15 protein-coding genes are annotated in these 18209 nt (G+C 73.2%); 9 read left to right on the top strand and 6 right to left on the bottom strand.

Annotated elements, in window-relative coordinates; genetic code table 11:
* The first annotated feature begins 6 nt into the window (after window positions 1–6).
* On the top strand, window positions 7–648 hold the full coding sequence (gene purN / locus CLV34_RS03240; protein ID WP_100348765.1) for a phosphoribosylglycinamide formyltransferase: 642 nt from the start codon (window positions 7–9) through the stop codon (window positions 646–648).
* A gap of 24 nt (window positions 649–672) precedes the next feature.
* On the opposite strand, the gene CLV34_RS03235 is transcribed toward purN, so the two are convergent.
* Window positions 673–1122 carry a hypothetical protein gene (locus tag CLV34_RS03235; protein WP_100348764.1) on the bottom strand — a complete coding sequence of 150 codons (450 nt, stop codon included), beginning with the start codon at window positions 1120–1122 and terminating at the stop codon, window positions 673–675.
* A gap of 277 nt (window positions 1123–1399) precedes the next feature.
* Between CLV34_RS03235 and purH the strand changes: the two genes are divergently transcribed.
* Window positions 1400–3052: a bifunctional phosphoribosylaminoimidazolecarboxamide formyltransferase/IMP cyclohydrolase gene (gene purH, locus CLV34_RS03230; RefSeq protein ID WP_100348763.1), complete on the top strand. Its 1653-nt coding sequence runs from the start codon at window positions 1400–1402 to the stop codon at window positions 3050–3052.
* 81 nt (window positions 3053–3133) lie between these two features.
* Here the strand turns inward: purH and CLV34_RS03225 are convergent, their stop codons facing one another.
* Window positions 3134–3982 carry a Cof-type HAD-IIB family hydrolase gene (locus tag CLV34_RS03225; protein WP_157803677.1) on the bottom strand — a complete coding sequence of 283 codons (849 nt, stop codon included), beginning with the start codon at window positions 3980–3982 and terminating at the stop codon, window positions 3134–3136.
* A 52-nt stretch (window positions 3983–4034) separates the two neighbouring features.
* On the opposite strand from CLV34_RS03225, the gene CLV34_RS03220 reads away from it, so the two are divergent.
* A complete protein-coding gene (locus CLV34_RS03220; RefSeq protein ID WP_100348762.1) occupies window positions 4035–5384 on the top strand; it encodes an NYN domain-containing protein in 1350 nt (449 codons plus the stop codon).
* Here the strand turns inward: CLV34_RS03220 and CLV34_RS03215 are convergent.
* Window positions 5374–6639: an NAD(P)/FAD-dependent oxidoreductase gene (locus CLV34_RS03215; protein ID WP_100349195.1), complete on the bottom strand. Its 1266-nt coding sequence runs from the start codon at window positions 6637–6639 to the stop codon at window positions 5374–5376. The genes CLV34_RS03220 and CLV34_RS03215 overlap by 11 nt on opposite strands.
* 43 nt (window positions 6640–6682) lie before the next feature.
* Between CLV34_RS03215 and CLV34_RS03210 the strand changes: the two genes are divergently transcribed.
* Window positions 6683–6982, top strand: coding sequence for a DUF3017 domain-containing protein (locus CLV34_RS03210; RefSeq protein WP_157803676.1), 300 nt, complete (start codon window positions 6683–6685; stop codon window positions 6980–6982).
* A gap of 109 nt (window positions 6983–7091) precedes the next feature.
* On the opposite strand, the gene CLV34_RS03205 is transcribed toward CLV34_RS03210, so the two are convergent.
* The gene (locus CLV34_RS03205; RefSeq protein WP_100348760.1) at window positions 7092–8303 is read right to left on the bottom strand and encodes an MIP/aquaporin family protein; all 1212 of its coding nucleotides are present in this window, start codon (window positions 8301–8303) and stop codon (window positions 7092–7094) included.
* 324 nt (window positions 8304–8627) lie between these two features.
* On the opposite strand from CLV34_RS03205, the gene CLV34_RS03200 reads away from it, so the two are divergent.
* On the top strand, window positions 8628–9848 hold the full coding sequence (locus tag CLV34_RS03200) for an NADP-dependent isocitrate dehydrogenase (RefSeq protein ID WP_100348759.1): 1221 nt from the start codon (window positions 8628–8630) through the stop codon (window positions 9846–9848).
* 143 nt (window positions 9849–9991) lie between these two features.
* Here the strand turns inward: CLV34_RS03200 and CLV34_RS03195 are convergent, their stop codons facing one another.
* Together CLV34_RS03195 and CLV34_RS03190 are read right to left on the bottom strand one after the other, a co-directional pair.
* Window positions 9992–10798, bottom strand: coding sequence for an ABC transporter permease (locus CLV34_RS03195; RefSeq protein WP_100348758.1), 807 nt, complete (start codon window positions 10796–10798; stop codon window positions 9992–9994).
* Window positions 10795–11802, bottom strand: coding sequence for an ABC transporter ATP-binding protein (locus CLV34_RS03190; RefSeq protein WP_100348757.1), 1008 nt, complete (start codon window positions 11800–11802; stop codon window positions 10795–10797). The genes CLV34_RS03195 and CLV34_RS03190 overlap by 4 nt, the downstream gene beginning before the upstream one ends.
* Before the next feature lie 252 nt (window positions 11803–12054).
* On the opposite strand from CLV34_RS03190, the gene CLV34_RS03185 reads away from it, so the two are divergent.
* From CLV34_RS03185 to CLV34_RS03170, 4 genes are all read left to right on the top strand, one after another.
* Window positions 12055–12759, top strand: coding sequence for a GbsR/MarR family transcriptional regulator (locus CLV34_RS03185; RefSeq protein WP_100348756.1), 705 nt, complete (start codon window positions 12055–12057; stop codon window positions 12757–12759).
* A gap of 227 nt (window positions 12760–12986) precedes the next feature.
* The gene (locus CLV34_RS03180) at window positions 12987–16079 is read left to right on the top strand and encodes a glycoside hydrolase family 3 protein (RefSeq protein ID WP_100348755.1); all 3093 of its coding nucleotides are present in this window, start codon (window positions 12987–12989) and stop codon (window positions 16077–16079) included.
* Window positions 16080–16267: 188 nt separating this feature from the next.
* On the top strand, window positions 16268–17011 hold the full coding sequence (locus CLV34_RS03175) for a type 1 glutamine amidotransferase family protein (RefSeq protein ID WP_100348754.1): 744 nt from the start codon (window positions 16268–16270) through the stop codon (window positions 17009–17011).
* A 23-nt stretch (window positions 17012–17034) separates the two neighbouring features.
* Complete coding sequence (locus CLV34_RS03170) at window positions 17035–18033, top strand: malate dehydrogenase (RefSeq protein ID WP_100348753.1); 999 nt, start codon at window positions 17035–17037, stop codon at window positions 18031–18033.
* Window positions 18034–18209 lie beyond the last annotated feature (176 nt).

The following is an 18209-nucleotide window of genomic DNA, read 5'->3' as shown; positions in this document are numbered from 1 at the left end:
GTCGGCGTGCAGACACCCTCGGGCCACGCCGTGCCGACCGCCTCGTCCACCCGCATCGTCGTCCTCGCGTCGGGCGGCGGGTCGAACCTCGCCGCGCTGCTCGCGGTGCACGACGACCCGGCGTACGGCGGCCGCGTCGTCGGTGTGGTGACGGACCGCCCGGGCGTCGGTGCGCTGGACCTCGCGCAGGACGCGGGGGTCCCGACGGCCGTGGTCCGGCTGGGCGACTTCGCCGACCGGTCCGCGTGGGACGCCGCGCTGACGCAGGCCGTCGACGTGTTCGCCCCGGACCTCGTGGTCGCGGCCGGTTTCATGAAGCTGGTCGGTGAGCCGTTCCTGGCACGGTTCGGCGGACGGATCCTCAACACCCACCCCGCGCTGCTGCCCTCGTTCCCGGGGGCGCACGGGGTGCGTGACGCCCTCGCCTACGGGGTCAAGGTGTCGGGCTGCTCGGTGATCGTCGTCGACGCCGGTGTCGACAGCGGCCCGATCGTCGCGCAGGTCGCCGTGCCCGTCGAGGACGGCGACGACGAGGAGAGCCTGCACGAGCGCATCAAGGTCGCCGAGCGGAGCCTGCTCGTCGACGTCGTGGGCCGCGTCGCACGCGACGGGCTGACGGTCGAGGGGCGCACGGCGACGATCGGCTGACGCCGGTCGCCGGACGCCGCGGGCTCAGCCGACCTCGCGCAGGCCGACCCGCGCGAGACCGAGGGCCACGGCGTCCTCCGCGAGCGCGGCGGGCCAGTCGGGCAGCCCGCGCTCGGCGACGAACCGTCGCCACGTCGCGCCCCCGTAGGTCCCGGCGAGGGACGCGGCGGCACCGAGCGCGGCAGCGAATGCCACGTGCCCGGCGCCCAGCGCGTCGTCGGCACGACGCGCCGCGACGGCGACGGTCGCGCCGCCCACGGCGCCGGCGACGGCCCGGACGACCGGTCCGCCGCGGTCGAGCCGGCTGGGCGCCATGGGCAGCTTGTCGCCGACGAGCTCGCCGACGACACCGAGCGCGTGCACGGCGGCGAGGGCGGGGCGCCCGGTGAGGCGCAGGGGTGCGGTGAAGCCGAGCGAGGCACGGCTGCCGGCTGCTGCGCCGACCGCGAGGGCGCGGGTCCAGGGGGAGAGCATGCGGCCACTGTCGTCCGCCGGTCGGGTCGAGGCAATCGGGGGCGTGCTCCTCGTCGTCGGCGTGCCCTCGGGAGGCGGGTCGGCCGGTAGACTGGCGGCGGCCGCGACTGGCGTGAACGGGTGGGATCGACCACCGGGGAGCGGCCGCACCTCGCGACACCGTGCACCGCCCGGTCTCGCGCCTGATCCGACGTCGTCCGCCTGGGCGTCGGGCCGTACGCACGAAGGGTCATGCCGACCCCGGCACCGGCCCGTCCACGTCGCATCAGGAGGAACCATGTCCGCCGCTCCCAGCCTGCCGCCCGTCGCGCTCGCCGACGACGCGCAGCACCCCGTCCGCCGCGCCCTGCTGTCCGTGTACGACAAGTCCGGGCTGGTCGACCTCGCCCAGGGTCTGCACGACGCGGGCGTCGAGCTCGTCTCGACCGGCTCGACGGCGTCCACGGTCGCCGCCGCGGGCATCCCCGTCACGAAGGTCGAGGACCTCACGGGCTTCCCCGAGTGCCTCGAGGGCCGCGTCAAGACCCTGCACCCGCGCGTGCACGCGGGCGTCCTGGCCGACACCCGCAAGCCGGAGCACCTCGCGCAGATCGCCGACCTCGGCATCGAGCCGTTCGAGCTCGTCGTCGTGAACCTGTACCCGTTCCGGGCGACGGTGGCCTCGGGCGCGACGCCCGACGAGTGCGTCGAGCAGATCGACATCGGCGGCCCGTCGATGGTGCGGGCGGCCGCGAAGAACCACCCGAGCGTGGCCGTGGTCGTCGACCCCGCGGCCTACGACGACGTGCTGGCCGCGGTCCGCGGCGGCGGCTTCACGTTCGCGGCGCGCAAGCGGCTCGCGGCGCAGGCCTTCGCGCACACGGCGGCGTACGACGTCGCGGTCGCGTCGTGGTTCGCGGGCACGTACGCGCCCGACGGCGCCGGCTTCCCGGACTTCACGGGTGCCACGTGGGAGCGCGGCGCGGTGCTGCGCTACGGCGAGAACCCGCACCAGCAGGCCGCGCTGTACACGCACTGGCGCGGCGGCCTGGCGACGGCGACGCAGCTCCAGGGCAAGGAGATGTCGTACAACAACTACGTGGACGCGGACGCGGCCCGCCGTGCGGCGTTCGACCACGCCGGCCCGGCGGTCGCCGTCGTCAAGCACAACAACCCGTGCGGCATCGCGGTCGGCGAGGACGTCGCGGACGCGTACCGCAAGGCGCACGCGACCGACCCGGTCTCGGCGTACGGGGGCGTCGTCGCGGCGAACCGCGTGGTGACGGCCGAGATGGCCGAGGCGCTCGCGCCGGTGTTCACCGAGGTCGTCGTGGCGCCCGGGTTCGAGGACGGCGCGCTCGAGGTCTTCGCGAAGAAGAAGAACCTGCGCGTGCTGACGCTCCCCGCGGACGTCGCCGAGGACGCGGTCGAGTTCCGCCCCATCTCGGGCGGCGTGCTCGTCCAGACGGTCGACGCGATCGACGCCGTGGTGCGCGACGAGGACGGCGCCGTCACCGGCGGCGACGCGGCGGAGCACTGGCGCCTGGTGGCCGGGGACGCGGCCGACGACGCGACGCTCGCGGACCTGTCCTTCGCGTGGCGCGCGATCCGCGCCGCGAAGTCGAACGCGATCCTGCTCGCCGACGCGGGCGCCGCGGTCGGCGTCGGCATGGGGCAGGTCAACCGGGTCGACTCGTGCCGTCTCGCGGTCGAGCGGGCGAACGCGCTCGCGCAGGACGCCGACGGTGCCGTGGTCGAGCGTGCGCGCGGCTCCGTCGCCGCCTCGGACGCGTTCTTCCCGTTCGCGGACGGCCTGCAGGTGCTCCTGGACGCCGGAGTGCGCGCCGTGGTCGCACCCGGCGGGTCGATCCGTGACGCCGAGGTGATCGAGGCCGCGCAGGCCGCGGGCGTCTCGCTCTACTTCACGCGCACGCGGCACTTCGCGCACTGACGCGTCCCGACGCGCACCTGACGTGTCGAGGCCGGACGGGGCGGGAGCGCACGCTCCCGCCCCGTCCGTGCGTCCCGCTCGTCAGGGCGTCGTGAGCCCGAGGCGCGCGAAGCCGTGCGCGATGCCGTCGTCCTCGGGGCGGTCCGTCACGAGGTCGGCGGCGGCGACGGCGGACGCCCCCGACCCGCCCATCGCGACGCCGGTGCCGACGAGCTCGAGCATCTCGACGTCGTTCGCGCCGTCGCCGAACGCGACCGCGTCCGCGGGGTCCAGGCCGAGGTGGTCGAGGACGGCGGTGACCCCGGCGCCCTTGTGCACGGCACGCAGCTGGATCTCGCCGCTGTGCGGCCCCATGAGGGCGACCGACGCGGGCACGATGACGAACGTGTCGCCGAGCTCGGCACGCAGGGTGTCGAGCGGCACGGGCGAGTCGAGCACGATGACCTTGTTGACGTCGGTGCGGTCGTGGGGCTCGTCGGTGCGGATGGCCTCGACGATCGCCTCGAACGCCTCGCGGTGCGAGTCGCCCTCGGAGGCGTCGATGAGCCCGCGCAGCACGCGCGGCGCGCCCGGGGTGCCGACGAGGACGGTGTTCGTCTCGAGCAGGTGCTCGACACCGTGCCGTTCCAGGACCCCGGCCGCGTGGTGCAGCTCGTCGGGCGCGTACGTGACGTGGCGCAGGACGGTCCCGTCCGCGAGCTCGGCGTACGCACCCGCGCCGGCGACGATGCCGTCGAAGCCCGGTTCGCGGACGTCGGCGGTGATCTGCGGCAGCGAGCGGCCGGTGCACAGGAACACGAGATGGCCGGCCGCGCGGGCCTGGGCGACGGCGTCGCGCGCGCTCGGCGGCACGACCCCGTGCACGGACAGGTAGGTGCCGTCGACGTCGAGGAACACGGCGCGTCGGCGGGACGGTGCGAGGGAGGTCATGCCTCGATCATCTCGCACGGTCGCGAGGGGACCGTGCCCGTAGGCTGGGCGCATGGACTCCGAAGAGCGCCTTGCCGTCTTCATCGACTACGAGAACCTGGCGCTCGGCGCCCGGGACCACCTGGGCATCCCGTTCGACTTCGGTCCGATCGCGGACGCGCTCGCGGTCCGCGGGCGGGTGGTGCTGCGGCGGGCGTACGCCGACTGGTCGTACTTCGACGAGGACCGGCGCGCCCTGACGCGGCACCAGGTCGAGCTGATCGAGATGACGCAGCGCATGGGCGCGTCGCGCAAGAACGCGGCCGACATCAAGATGGTCGTGGACGCGATCGAGATGGCGTTCGAGCGCGAGTACATCTCGACGTTCGTGATCTGTACAGGTGACTCCGACTTCTCGCCGCTCGTCCACAAGCTGCGCGAGCTCAACCGCCAGGTGATCGGCGTCGGGGTCGAGCTGTCGACGTCCCGCCTGCTGCCGCCCGCGTGCGACGAGTTCCTCTTCTACGACCGCCTCGAGGGCGTCGACGTCCCCGACGACCACGAGCCGCCGCGCCCGAAGAAGCGGGGGCGTGGTGGGCGCCCGGTCGGCAAGGCCGCGCCGAAGTCGGTCTCGAGCAGCGGGACCGCGGACGCGCCGGCGGAGGCCGCTCCCGACGCCGCACCGGCGGCCACCGAGAGTGACGCGGACGGCGCCGAGGCGGCCGCGTCCGCCGAGTCGTCGACGGGCGCCAAGGCCGGCGCACGTGGCGGGCGGCGCCGGTCGACGGCGAGCGAAGGAGCCGACGCGGGCGCCGACACGGGTGCAGGCGCCCGGTCGTCGTCGCGCCGGCCGGGCCGTGGGTCGAAGGCGGCACCGGACGTCCAGGACACGGACGAGCCGGACGACGCCGTCGACGAGCCGCTGGACGTCGACGAGACCGACGACGCCGTCGAGCCGCCCAGCATGGAGGTGCGCGTCGCGCAGACGCTGTCGGACCTCGAGGCGTCCTCGAGCGGGCCGGTCGTCGCGTCGGCCCTCAAGCGGGCGCTGCTGCGCAAGGACCCCACGTTCTCGGAGTCGGCGTACGGCTTCCGGTCGTTCGGCGAGTTCGTGCGCTACCTCGCCGAGCGCGGCGTCGTGGAGCTCGGGGAGGGCCCGTCGACGGGTGACCCGACGGTGTCGCTGCCCGCGCAGGGCGACACGGCTGTCGCGTTCGCGCTCCTGCGCGACGTGGTGGCCCAGGACGGTGGCTCGGCCGCGCTGTCCGGCCTCAAGGACCACCTGCGCAAGGTCAACCCGGCGTTCAGCGAGAAGGCGCTCGGGTTCCGGGGCTTCCTGCAGTTCTGCCGCGCCGCGCAGGAGGCCGGCGTCGTGACCCTGCGCTGGGACGACGACGAGGACGGCTACCTCGTCACGACCTGACGGCGTCCCGCAGCCGGCGCGACGGGTCGCTCGCGACGGCGACGTCGACGAGCACCGGCCCGTCGCGCAGCACCTTGCGGGCGACGGGGACCTCGCGGTGCGCGTCGGCGACGAGCACCGCGGCCAGCCGGGCCGAGTCCCGCTCCAGGTACAGGGCCGACCAGGGCCCGCCCGACGTGGGCGACCCGCGCAGCACCACCTCGTGGTCGGGGGACGGCACCCCGAGCACGGCGAGGTCGTGGCCGAGCTGGGTGCTGAACACGTAGGGCGCGTGCTGGCTCGGCACCGCGGACGCGGCGACGTCCTCGAGCAGCGCGCCGACCACGCGGTCGGGATCCTGCAACGCCGCGGACCAGTGCCCGCCGACCACGTCGCCGAACGGCGTGCCGTGCCGGGTGACGCAGTCACCGACCGCCCACACGCCTGGGGCGACGCGTCCGTCCGCGTCGCCGCGCAGCGACCCGCGCGCGTCGGCGGTCAGCGTCCCGCGCAGCCAGTCGGTCGCGGGTCGCGCCCCGACGGCGGCGAGCACGACGTCGCCCGCGAGCAGCCGCCCGTCGGCGAGCGCGACCTGGTGCCGCCCGACGCGTACGGCAGGCGCCTCGAGCTCGAGCGCGACGCCCGCATCCCCGTACCACGGCGTGAGGTGGCGCCCTACCTCGGCGCCGAGCTGGCGCTCCAGCGGTGTCGCACCCGCTTCGACGACGACGACGTCGACCCCCCGCGCCGCGGCAGCGCCGGCGACCTCCGCGCCGATCCAGCCCGCGCCGACGACGACGAGGCGGGCGTCCTCGACGAGCTCCCGCCGCAGCGCCACCGCGTCGTCCCACGTGTGCAGGAGCAGCGCGTCGTCCCAGCCCGGCGGCACGACGGGTCGCGACCCGACCGCGAGCACGACGGCGTCGGCGGCGACGTCGTCACCGGTGTCGGTGACGATCCGCGGGGCGTCGGCCCCGCCGAGGACGAGTCCTGTCGCCCGGGTGCCGAGGCGCACGTCGTCCGCGAGGGCCGCCAGGTCGACACCGAGCTCGGCGGACAGGTCGGCGGGTGCGTCGCGCGTGAACAGCTCCTTGGACAGCGGTGGCCGGTCGTACGGGGCGCGGTCCTCGGCGCCGAGCACCGTGACGCGGCCGTCGAAGCCGCGGGAGCGCAGGGCCGCGACGGTCTGGGCGCCCGCCAGCCCGGCGCCCACGACGACGACGGAACGGACGTCCGGGCGGTCCGCAGGGGGCGCGGGGGCAGGGGAGGCGGTCACCGGTCCACCGTATGCGACCGCGTGCGGCACTATGCTCGCGCCCGTGACCACACCGAGCAGCGACGACCCGCCCGTCCGGCCCCTCCACACGGGCGTGGTGGTCTGGCTCGTCGTCGCGGCCGTCGTCGTCGCCGCCGTGTCGGCACGGGTCTGGGGGCCGCGGGGTGGCTGCACGATCCTGTGCCTGACGCTCGTCGCGCTCGGCGTCGCGCGGGCGCTCGGCCCGGAGCCCGGGCTGCCGGGCGTGGCGGTGCGGTCGCGGACGTTCGACGTCGCGGGCTACCTCGTGCTCGCCGCGCTGCTCGGCGGGCTCGCGTGGACGACCGGGAACTTGGCGGGCTGACCGTTCGGTCGGCGCTGCTCGGCAGCACGGAGGCGCTGCCGGGCAGCAGGAGGGCCCGTCCGCTCGACGCGGACGGGCCCTCCTGATCGTGCGGGCGGTGCGGGGACGATCAGCGGGTGGTGCCGTCCGCCGGACCGTCGGTGCGCGCGTCCGGGAGCTCGTCACCGGTCGCGGGCTCGTCGAGCGGGACCTCGGGCGCGTCCGCGGTGGTGGACCGCGTCCGGGTGACGTCATCGACGTCCGGCGCCTCGACCGGAGCGGCCTCGACGGGGGCGGCCTCGACGGGGGCGGCAGCCTCCGGGGCGGCCACGAGCTCCTCGGCGGGGACGTCGTCGGTGGTCGGCGCCGCGACGATCACGGCGTCGACCTCGGTGACGACGGTCTCCTCGACGACGACGACGCCGTCACCGTTGGCGAGCGCCTCGGCCACGACGTCCTCGACGGTCGGCTCGGGCTTCGGGGCCGCGAACGCGAGGTAGAACAGCCCGGCGATGGCGGCACCGAGGAGCGGGCCCACCCAGAAGACCCAGAGCTGACCGGCGACGCCGTGCCCGGTGAAGATGTCGCCGAGGCTGTCGGCCGCGAACACGGCGGACGCGGTCGAGCGGGCCGGGTTGAGCGACGCGTTGGTGAGCGGCGCGGAGACGGCGATGCCGACGAACAGCGCGAGACCGATCGAGACGGGCGCCAGGATGCTGTTGGTGCGCTTGTCCGTGACGGCGATGATGATGCCCACGAACACGGCCGTGACGATGGCCTCGACGAGGATCGCCTGGATCAGGGTGCTTCCGGGCGCCGTGCCGCCGCTCTGCGCGACGAACGAGGCGAACGACGCGTGGATCGGCGAGTGGGTGCCGAAGCCGTTGGCCGTGCCGGCGAAGATCGCGTGCGAGCTGTCGTCCGGGATGAGGTTCGCGGCCTTCATGGTCGACGCGAGGTGCTCGGGCAGCGTGATGAACAGGGCGCCTGCGGCGACGATGCCACCGACGAGCTGAGCGACCCAGTAGGGGAGCACGTCGGCCCAGCGTGCGCGGCCGGCGAGCGTCACGCCGAGCGTGACCGCGGGGTTGTAGTGGCCACCCGACACGTGCCCGATGGCCGCGGCGAGGGACGCGACGATGAGGCCGCCGGCGAGGGCGACGGGGAGCACGATGCCTGCGTTGGTGAACTGCAGGTAGAGCGCGACGCCCACGATGGCGAGGACGAGCGCGAAGGTGCCGAACGCCTCGGCGCCCAGCCGTGCGGCGAGCGACGCCTGTGTGGTTGCCGGCGGTGCCGGCTCGGCGGGAGCCGGAACTACGGTCTGCGTCTCGGACGTCATGACGTTCCTGTTCTGCTCGGTGGATCGATGATGGGGTTTGCGGTGGTGCACACGCATTCGCGCGCCATGATGCCACGCCGGAAGGTCCGGATCGGGGAGATTCCGCCCCTCGGAGGCTATGGATCTGCTGGCACCGCGCGGGGGCGGCGACCGGCAGAAGGGTGGGTCTCTTGATATCGAGTAATCTTGAGGACGGCGCCCGCGCTCGCGGGCAGGCTCGCGACGGGCCGGGCAGCACCAGGCGGGGACCTCTTCGCCGGTGTGCGTCCTGGCCGTGCCGACGGGCCCCGTTCAGACCGCTGACACACCGGGAGTGACCCGCGCATGGCGAAGATCAAGGTCGAAGGTCCGGTCGTCGAGCTCGACGGCGACGAGATGACCCGCATCATCTGGCAGTTCATCAAGGACCGCCTCATCCACCCGTACCTCGACGTGGACCTCAAGTACTACGACCTGTCGATCGAGAACCGCGACGCGACCGACGACCAGGTCACGGTCGACGCCGCGAACGCGATCAAGAAGTACAACGTCGGCGTGAAGTGCGCGACGATCACGCCCGACGAGGCGCGCGTCGAGGAGTTCGGCCTCAAGAAGATGTGGGTCTCGCCGAACGGCACGATCCGCAACATCCTCGGTGGCGTCGTCTTCCGCGAGCCGATCATCATCTCCAACATCCCGCGCCTCGTGCCGGGCTGGAACAAGCCGATCATCATCGGCCGTCACGCCCACGGCGACCAGTACAAGGCGACCAACTTCAAGGTCCCCGGCGCGGGCACGCTGACGCTCACCTACACCCCTGCTGACGGCTCCGAGGAGATCAAGCAGACGGTCGTGACGTACGGCGACGACGGTGGCGTCGCGATGGGCATGTACAACTTCAACGAGTCGATCCGCGACTTCGCGCGCGCGTCGTTCGCGTACGGCCTGCAGCGCGACTACCCGGTGTACCTGTCGACCAAGAACACGATCCTCAAGGCGTACGACGGCCAGTTCAAGGACCTGTTCCAGGAGGTCTTCGACGCCGAGTTCGCCGAGCAGTTCGCCGCGAAGGGTCTCACGTACGAGCACCGCCTCATCGACGACATGGTCGCCTCGGCCATGAAGTGGGAGGGCGGCTACGTCTGGGCCTGCAAGAACTACGACGGTGACGTGCAGTCCGACACGGTCGCGCAGGGCTTCGGCTCGCTGGGCCTCATGACGTCGGTCCTCATGACCCCGGACGGCAAGACCGTCGAGGCCGAGGCGGCGCACGGCACGGTGACGCGTCACTACCGCCAGCACCAGCAGGGCAAGCCGACGTCGACGAACCCGATCGCGTCGATCTTCGCCTGGACCCGTGGCCTCATGCACCGCGGCAAGATCGACGGCACGCCTGCGGTCGTCGAGTTCGCGGAGACGCTCGAGGACGTCGTCGTCAAGACGGTCGAGTCCGGCAAGATGACGAAGGACCTCGCGCTGCTCGTCGGCCCGGACCAGGAGTGGCTGACCACCGAGGACTTCCTCGCGGCGCTCGACGAGAACCTCTCGGCGCGTCTCGCGGCCTGAGACCCGCAGCACCTCGCACCACCTCGCACCACCTCACAGCACGGTGGTGCGCGACGGGGCGGTCACCCGGACCTCACGGTCCGGGTGACCGCCCCTTCGGCGTCCGGTCGCGTCGACGTCTGGCTCCGTCGGCCCGCGGGTCGTCAGCCCTGCGTGGCCTCGCGCCGGAAGCTGGTCGTCGACCACCGGTAGCCGAGCGCGGTGAGCGCGACGCACCACGCCAGCGCGAGCCACCCCTGGTAGCCGATCTCCGTGCCGAGGAGGAGCCCGCGCAGGGTCTCGATCGCGGGGGTGAAGGGCTGGTACTGCGCGATCGGCTGGAACCACCCGGGCATCGCGTCGACAGGGACGAACGCGCTCGAGATCAGGGGGAGCAGGATGAGCGGCATCGCGGTGTTGCTCGCGGCCTCGGCGTTCGGGCTGTTCAGCCCCATCCCCACGGCGATCCAGGTCAGCCCCGTCGCGAAGAGGACGAGGAGCCCGAGCGCGGCGAGCCATTCGAGGGCCGTCGCGTCCGTCGAGCGGAAGCCGACGGCGACGGCGACCAGCCCGACGACGACCACGCTCGCGACGCACTGCAGGACGCTGCCGACGGCGTGCCCGACGAGGATCGAGGGCCGGTGGATCGCGAGCGTGCGGAACCGCGCGACGATCCCCTCGGACATGTCGGTGGCGACCGACACCGCGGTACCGATGGCGGTGCTCCCGATGGTCATGAGCAGCAGCCCCGGCACGAGGAACGCGACGTACGCCGAGCGGTCGGGTGTCCCGCCCGTGAGGCCGGCGCTGAGGGTGTCGCCGAAGACGAACACGAAGAGCAGCAGGAGCATGACGGGCGTGAGCAGGAGGTTGAGCGTCATCGACGGGTAGCGGCGGGCGTGCAGCAGGTTGCGGCGCAGCATCGTGGAGGAGTCGCGGGCGGCGAGGGACAGGCGGGACGGGGTGCTCATCGGACGACCTCTTCGGTGTCGGCGGTGTCGGCGGTGTCGGTGCGGGCGGGACGGTCGGCGGTGGGCCGGACGGTCCCGTCCGTCGTGAGGGCGAAGAAGACGTCGTCCAGGTCGGGCGTGTGGACGGTGAGCTCGTCCGCCTCGACGCGGGCGTCGTCGAGGCGGTCGAGCACGGCGCGGAGCGCACCCTGTGAGCCGTCGCCCGGCACCCGCAGGACGAGCGCCTCGTCGTCGGCCGACGCCGCCGTGCCGAACGACCGCGCGGCGGCCCGGTAGGCGTCGGGATCCGTGAACCGGAGCCGGACGTGGCCACCGGGGATCAGGTGCTTGAGGTCGTCGGGGGTTCCCTCGGCGACGATGCGGCCCCGGTCGAGCACGGCGATGCGGTCGGCGAGCTCGTCGGCCTCGTCGAGGTACTGCGTCGTGAGGAAGACGGTGGTGCCGCCCGCGACGAGCTCGCGCACGATCTGCCACACGGTGTGGCGGCTGCGCGGGTCCAGCCCGGTGGTGGGCTCGTCGAGGAAGAGGACCTGCGGCGCCCCGACGAGCGTCATGGCGATGTCGAGCCGGCGCCGCATGCCGCCCGAGTAGGTGGACGCAGGCTTGCCGGCCGCGTCGACGAGGTCGAAGCGGGCCAGCAGCTCGGCGGTGACACGGCGACCTTCCCCACGCTCCATGTGGTGCAGGTCTGCCATGAGGAGCATGTTCTCCTCGCCGGTGATCAGGCCGTCGACTGCGGAGAACTGCCCGGTGACGCCGAGCGACGCGCGGGCCGCGTGACCGTCGGTGGCGAGGTCGTGCCCGCCCACGCTGACCTCGCCGGAGCCGGCGTCCGGCGTGACGAGCGTGGTGAGGATGCGCACGGCGGTCGTCTTGCCCGCGCCGTTGGGTCCGAGCAGTGCGAAGACGGTACCTGCCGGGACGGTGAGGTCGATACCGTCGAGCACCACCTTGTCGCCGTACGACTTGCGCAGCCCGCTCGCTGCGACGGCCATGTCGGTCATGGTGGGTCCTCTCGTGCTGAGCGGCCCGCACGCTACGAGCCTGTTTCCGTTGATGGAAACGCTACGTTGCGTTCGACATCAGGGCAATCACGAATTCGTGAAGCCAGACCATAATGGCATGTCAGGGCGCCTATTTCGTTGCAACGACAATGCACCGAACGCAACCTGACGCCCTACCGCGCGTTGCAATGAAGTGCGCGGAACGCTACGGTCGGGCGCTGAGGATCGCATTCCGAGGAGCGGAGGACCGCAATGCCTGGTGGCAGGCTCGGCGCGCAGGAGCGCCGGCAGATCGAGGCTGGTCTCGCGGACGGGCTCACCTACGCGGCGATCGCCCGGCGGATCGACCGCCCGACGTCGACGGTCACGCGCGAGGTGACGCGCAACGGCGGAGCGACCGCGTACCGCGCGGATCGTGCGCAGCGCGCCACGGGTCGGCGTGCGCAGCGACAGGCGCGCGCGGCGGGTGCGGGCACGCCCGGGACGGCCGGGTGGCGGGACGCCGAGGCCGTGCGGGCCTACGAGGAGTCGTTCACGGCGATGATGGAGCGCTCGGGCCTGGCGCGGATGCCGTCGCGGGTGCTGACCAGCCTGTACCTCGTCGACGACGGCAGTGCGACCGCCGCCGAGCTCGTGCAGCACCTCGGCGTCAGTGCGGCGTCGGTGTCGAAGGCGGTCGCGCTGCTCGAGAGCATCGGGATGATCCGCCGCGAGAAGGGCGAGGGCCGCCGCGAGCGCTACGTGGTGGACGACGACGTCTGGTACCAGTCGATGGTCGCGAGCGCGCGTGTCAACGCGGAGCTGGCGGCGGCCTCGCGACAGGGGGCCCAGGTGCTGGGTGCCGGGACGCCGGCGGCGGACCGGCTCGAACGCGTGGCCCGGTACATGGAGTTCGTGTCGGACATCGAGATGCGGGCCGCCGACGAGGCGCGGGAGATGCTGTCGGGGCCCTCATAGTTCAGCCATTGACATCAAACAGGGTCCTCCGTAGTGTCGAAAGCGGACGAATCGTCGAAGCGCTTCGACGATCTCCGTCCTCACAGGTCTGTCGGGACAGTCCGGCGGGGACCGGCGCGAGGCTGCGCCGGGCGTGTCGTCACCGCGGTCGACACGCACCCCGGCGCCCTCCCCGACGGCCGACGACGAGGTCGACCAGCGACGGTCGGCCCGGACCGAGGGGAACCATGAGAACCACCACCATCAGCCGCGTGCTGCTCGGCGGCATCGTCGGGGCGACGTCGTTCGCACTCGTCGGCGTCACGCCGGCCGTCGGCACCGCTCAGCGCGTCACGACGCCCGGGAGCGCTTCCGCGAGCGTGGCCGGCAGCCTGGTCGACACCGTCGCCGGCACCGGAACGCCCACGCAGGCAGAGCTCGACGCCCTGCCCTTCCGCAACCCCGACCTCCCGCTCGCCGCACGCATCAAGGACCTCCTCTCACGGCTCACGCCCGACGAGGAGATCTCGCTGCTGCACCAGTTCCCGCTGCCGGTCCCACGCCTCGGCATCGGGCAGTTCCGTGCCGGCACCGAGGCCGTCCACGGCCTCGCCTGGACGACGTCACCCGTCGACGGGGCCGTGCACACCGCCACTGCCACCACGTTCCCGCAGGCCGTCGGCCTCGCGAGCACGTGGGACACCGGCCTCATCCAGCAGGTCGGCGGCGTCGTCGGAGACGAGGCCCGCGGCTACAACGCCCAGGACCCGAGCCTGTGGGGCCTCAACCTCTGGGCACCCGTCGTCAACCTGCTGCGCGACCCCCGCTGGGGCCGCAACGAGGAGGGCTACTCCGAGGACCCGACCCTCACCGGCGCGATCTCGACCGCGTACGGGAAGGGCATGGAGGGCGACGACCCCTTCTACCTCAAGACCGCACCCACGCTGAAGCACTACCTCGCGTACAACAACGAGACGAACCGCGACACGTCGTCGTCCGTCGTGCCGCCGCGCGTCCTGCACGAGTACGACGAGCAGGCGTTCGAGCCGGCCATCAGCGCCGACGCCGCCACCGGCGTGATGGCGTCCTACAACCTCGTCAACGGTCGCCCGGCGACCGTCGACCCGACGCTCGACTCGACCGTCCGGTCGTGGACCGACAAGACGCTCTTCAACGTGTCCGACGCTGCCGCGCCCACCAACCTCACCGGGTCGGAGCAGTACTACGCGACCCAGGCCGAGGCCGACGCCGCGCTCGTCAAGGCCGGGCTCGACTCCATGACCGTCAACGACAACAACCCGCAGCCCACCATCGCCGCCGTCAAGGAGGCTCTCGCCAAGGGCCTGCTCACGCAGGCGGACGTCGACAAGGCCGCGTCCGACGAGCTGTCCATCCGGTTCCGGCTCGGCGAGTTCGACCCCGACGGAGGCCCGTACGCGAGCATCGGCGCCGACGCCGTCGACAACGCGGCGAGCCGTGCGCTCGCCCGCAAGACCGCCGACGAGTCGCAGGTGCTGCTCAAGAACGCCAAGCAGACCCTGCCGCTCGACGCGAAGAAGACGACGTCCGTCGCCGTCGTCGGGCCGCTCGAGGACACCCTCTACACCGACTGGTACGGCGGCAAGCAGCCGTACTCCGTCACGCCGCTCGACGGCATCACCGAGCGGCTCGGCAAGGGCGCGACGGTCCGCAGCACCGAGGGCGTCGACCGCATCACCCTGCGCGACGCCGCCACCGGCAAGTACGTCGTCGGCGGCTCCGGCGCCGCCGGCGCGAACCTCGCCGCGACGTCCAGCACCGCCGGTGCCACCGCCCAGTTCGACGTCTTCGACTGGGGCGACGGCGTCGTCACCCTGCGCAGCGCCGCCAACGCCAAGACCGTCGGGTTCAACTGGACGGGCTTCGCGAACGACCAGGACCAGCCCAACGGCTGGTACGTGCAGCAGCAGTTCACGATCGAGGACCGGCCCGACGGCAACGTCGTGCTCAAGTACGCGGGCTACGAGTCGTCCGAGAGCTGGGCGCCCTCGCACACCACCCCGTACGTCACCGTGAACGCCGACGGGATGCTCGTCCTCGGGGCCGCGACCGCCGACCAGGCGACCGAGCTCTCCCGCGACGTCGTCACCAGCGGCACCGCCGAGGCCGTCAAGGCGGCCAAGAAGTCCGACGCCGCCGTCGTCGTCGTCGGCACCATGCCGTTCATCAACGGCCGCGAGGCCCACGACCGCACCGACATGAACCTCGCCGAGGGCCAGGAAGCGCTCGTCGACGCCGTCCTGAAGGCCAACCCGAACACCGTCGTCGTGCTCGAGTCCAGCTACCCGCAGACCATCGACCGCCTCCAGAAGAAGGCGCCCGCGATCCTGTGGACCACCCACGCCGGGCAGGAGACCGGGCACGCCGTCGCCGACGTCCTCTTCGGTGACGTCAACCCCGCGGGCCGCGTCACCCAGACCTGGCCCACGTCCACGGCGAAGCTGCCCGCCGACCTGAACGACTACGACATCATCACGTCCGGCCAGACCTACCTGTACGACAAGACCACCCCGCTCTACGCGTTCGGGCACGGCCTGTCCTACACGTCGTTCCGGTACTCGAACCTCAAGGTCGCCGACCGCAAGATCACCGCGAAGGGCACCATCAAGGTCACCGTCGACGTCACCAACACGGGACGCCGCGACGGCGACGAGGTCGTCCAGCTCTACACGCACCAGCGGTCGTCCCGCGACGCCACCGCGATCCAGGCCCTGCGCACCTTCGAGCGCGTGAGCATCAAGGCCGGGCACACCAAGAAGGTCACCCTCGAGGTCCCCGCGAAGGACCTGCGCCACTGGGACGTCACCCGCGACAAGTGGGTCGTCGAGACCAGCGTCTACGACGTCCAGGTCGGCGGGGCGTCGGACGACATCCGTGCCCGGTCCACCGTGACCGTCCTCGGCGAGGCCATCCCCGCCCGCAACCTCGCGCGGAGCACGCAGGCGCAGGACTACGATGCGCAGCACGGCACCACGCTCGTCGACACGACCAAGGAGTCCGGCACCTCGGTCGAGTCCACCGGCGCCGGGTCGTGGGTCGCCTACCGCGACGTCGACCTGAACAAGGGCGCCGGGACGTTCACCGCGTCCGTCGCGCGCGCCGCCGCCGGCACCGGGCACGTCGAGATCCGGCTCGGCTCCCCGCACGGCAAGCTGCTCGGGACCGCGAGCGTCGCGAGCACCGGCGACAAGTACACGTCCGAGACCGTCCGCGCGACCCTCAAGAAGGCGACCGGACGGCAGGACGTGTACCTGGTGTTCGACAGCCCGGTCCGGGTGTCGACGTTCCGGATCACGCGGTAAGGGGGCGCCCGTGTGAGCAACCTCGGCTGAGGTTGTTCGGGCCGGAGGGACGGGCGGGCGAGATCTTCCATCCGCCCGCTCGTCCCTCGCGGGCTCCCGCCAGACCCGTCACGATCTCGCCCGTCCGTCCCTCCGGCCCGCTGCCGGCGCGCGCGCTCGGGCGGGGGGTCGCCGGTAGGGTCGTCCGCATGAGCGTGCATCTCGTCGGGGGCGGCTGGGCGGACGGGCCCGCGCCCGAGGTCTACGGACGGTTCCGCGCCGAGGCGGCGGCCGCCACGGAGCGCCGCAGCGGGAAGGGCGCGCCGCGCGTCCTCGTCGTCGCGATCCGCGACGGCGACCAGGACGATCACGCGGCCAAGCTCGTCGCGGCGCTGTCCCGCGCTGGCGACGTCGAGCCCGTCGTCGTGGCGCTCGCCGAGGGCGACGACGTACCCGTGGAGACGTTCGCCGGAACCGGTGCGGACGACCTCGACGGTGTCGTCGTCGGCGGCGGGCTCACCCCCGCGTACCGGGACGCGCTCGTCCCGCACGCCGACGCGATCCGCGCCCTCGTGTCCCGCGGCCTCCCGTACCTCGGGTTCTCCGCAGGCTCCGCGATCGCCGCCGACCACGCCCTCGTCGGCGGCTGGAGGATCGGCGACGTCGAGGTGTGCCCCGAGGACTCGTCCGAGGACCTCGACGACGTCACCGTCCTGCCCGGGCTCGGCCTCGTGGACGTCGCCGTCGACGTGCACGCCGCCCAGTGGGGCACCCTCACCCGGCTCGTCGCCGCCACCGAGGCGGGGCTCGTGCCGGGCGGTGTCGCGATCGACGAGTCGACCGTGCTCGTCGTCGGCACCGGGAGCCTGGTGGTCGCGGGCGCCGGGAGCGTCTGGCGCGTCATCCCCGGCGCGGACGGCGACGCGGTGCAGGTCTCCTCGCTGCGCGCCTGACCCACCTCTGCCAGAGTGACGGCATGACCACCCCCGTCCGCATCACCGTGACCGGCGCCGCCGGTCAGATCGGCTACGCCCTGCTGTTCCGGCTCGCGTCGGGGGAGGTGCTCGGGCCGGACGTGCCCGTGCGGCTCGGCCTGCTCGAGATTCCCGCCGCGACCCGCGCCGCGGAGGGCGTCGCGATGGAGCTCGACGACTGCGCCTTCCCGCTCCTCGACGGCGTCGACGTGTTCGACGACCCGCGCGCCGCGTTCGACGGCACCAACCTGGCGCTGCTCGTCGGCGCCCGGCCCCGCGGACCGGGCATGGAGCGCGGCGACCTCCTCGCGGCGAACGGCGCGATCTTCGGACCCCAGGGCGAGGCGATCGGTGCCGGCGCCGCGGACGACGTCCGCGTCCTCGTCGTCGGGAACCCCGCGAACACCAACGCGCTCATCACCGCCGCGCACGCCCCCGACGTGCCCCGCGACCGCTTCACCGCCATGACGCGGCTCGACCACAACCGCGCGCTCACGCAGGTGGCGCGCCGCGCCGACGTCCCGGTGGGCGACGTCCGCCGCGTGACGATCTGGGGGAACCACTCCGCGACGCAGTACCCCGACGTCTTCCACGCCGAGATCGCGGGACGGCCCGCGGCGGACGTGCTGCACGTCCCCGAGGACGGCGCCGGCTGGCTCACCGACGACTTCGTGCCCACGGTCGCGAAGCGTGGGGCCGCGATCATCGAGGTGCGCGGCGGGTCGTCGGTCGCGTCGGCGGCCAACGCGGCCCTCGACCACGTGCACGACTGGTACCGCGGCACGCCCGAGGGCGACTGGACGAGCGCGGGCGTGGTGTCCGACGGGTCGTACGGCGTGCCCGAGGGGCTGGTGTCGTCGTTCCCCGTCACGGCGCGCGACGGGCGGTTCGAGATCGTCCAGGGGTTGGAGCTGAACGCGTTCTCGCGGGCACGGCTCGACGCGTCGGTCGCCGAGCTCGCCGCCGAGCGCGACACCGCCGCCTCCCTCGCCCTCCTCTGACCCCCGGTCCGTCGCCTACGCAAGGTCGCTTCGCGTGCGGTGAAGCGCACGCGAAGAGCCGTTGCCTACGCGACGGACAGGGCCGGGCGGGCGCGACGGACGCCCCCGGGCGGGCGCGTCGCCGGGCCCGGGCGGCCCCGGGAGTGATGTCGGATTCTCGCCGGTCCACGCAGCGT

This window comes from Luteimicrobium subarcticum (assembly GCF_002798015.1).
In the GTDB taxonomy this organism is placed as follows: domain Bacteria; phylum Actinomycetota; class Actinomycetes; order Actinomycetales; family Cellulomonadaceae; genus Luteimicrobium; species Luteimicrobium subarcticum.
The sequence above is the reverse complement of the archived record's forward strand: the minus strand, read 5'-3'. Positions and strand labels throughout refer to the sequence as shown.

Coding starts and splice junctions, on each gene's coding strand:
- CLV34_RS03200 (WP_100348759.1), top strand. CDS start 8,628: ATGGCGAAGATCAAGGTCGAAGGTCCGGTCGTCGAGCTCGACGGCGAC.
- CLV34_RS03190 (WP_100348757.1), bottom strand. CDS start 11,802: ATGACCGACATGGCCGTCGCAGCGAGCGGGCTGCGCAAGTCGTACGGC.
- purH (WP_100348763.1), top strand. CDS start 1,400: ATGTCCGCCGCTCCCAGCCTGCCGCCCGTCGCGCTCGCCGACGACGCG.
- CLV34_RS03225 (WP_157803677.1), bottom strand. CDS start 3,982: ATGACCTCCCTCGCACCGTCCCGCCGACGCGCCGTGTTCCTCGACGTC.
- CLV34_RS03180 (WP_100348755.1), top strand. CDS start 12,987: ATGAGAACCACCACCATCAGCCGCGTGCTGCTCGGCGGCATCGTCGGG.
- CLV34_RS03185 (WP_100348756.1), top strand. CDS start 12,055: ATGCCTGGTGGCAGGCTCGGCGCGCAGGAGCGCCGGCAGATCGAGGCT.
- CLV34_RS03205 (WP_100348760.1), bottom strand. CDS start 8,303: ATGACGTCCGAGACGCAGACCGTAGTTCCGGCTCCCGCCGAGCCGGCA.
- CLV34_RS03170 (WP_100348753.1), top strand. CDS start 17,035: ATGACCACCCCCGTCCGCATCACCGTGACCGGCGCCGCCGGTCAGATC.
- CLV34_RS03175 (WP_100348754.1), top strand. CDS start 16,268: ATGAGCGTGCATCTCGTCGGGGGCGGCTGGGCGGACGGGCCCGCGCCC.
- CLV34_RS03195 (WP_100348758.1), bottom strand. CDS start 10,798: ATGAGCACCCCGTCCCGCCTGTCCCTCGCCGCCCGCGACTCCTCCACG.
- CLV34_RS03220 (WP_100348762.1), top strand. CDS start 4,035: ATGGACTCCGAAGAGCGCCTTGCCGTCTTCATCGACTACGAGAACCTG.
- CLV34_RS03235 (WP_100348764.1), bottom strand. CDS start 1,122: ATGCTCTCCCCCTGGACCCGCGCCCTCGCGGTCGGCGCAGCAGCCGGC.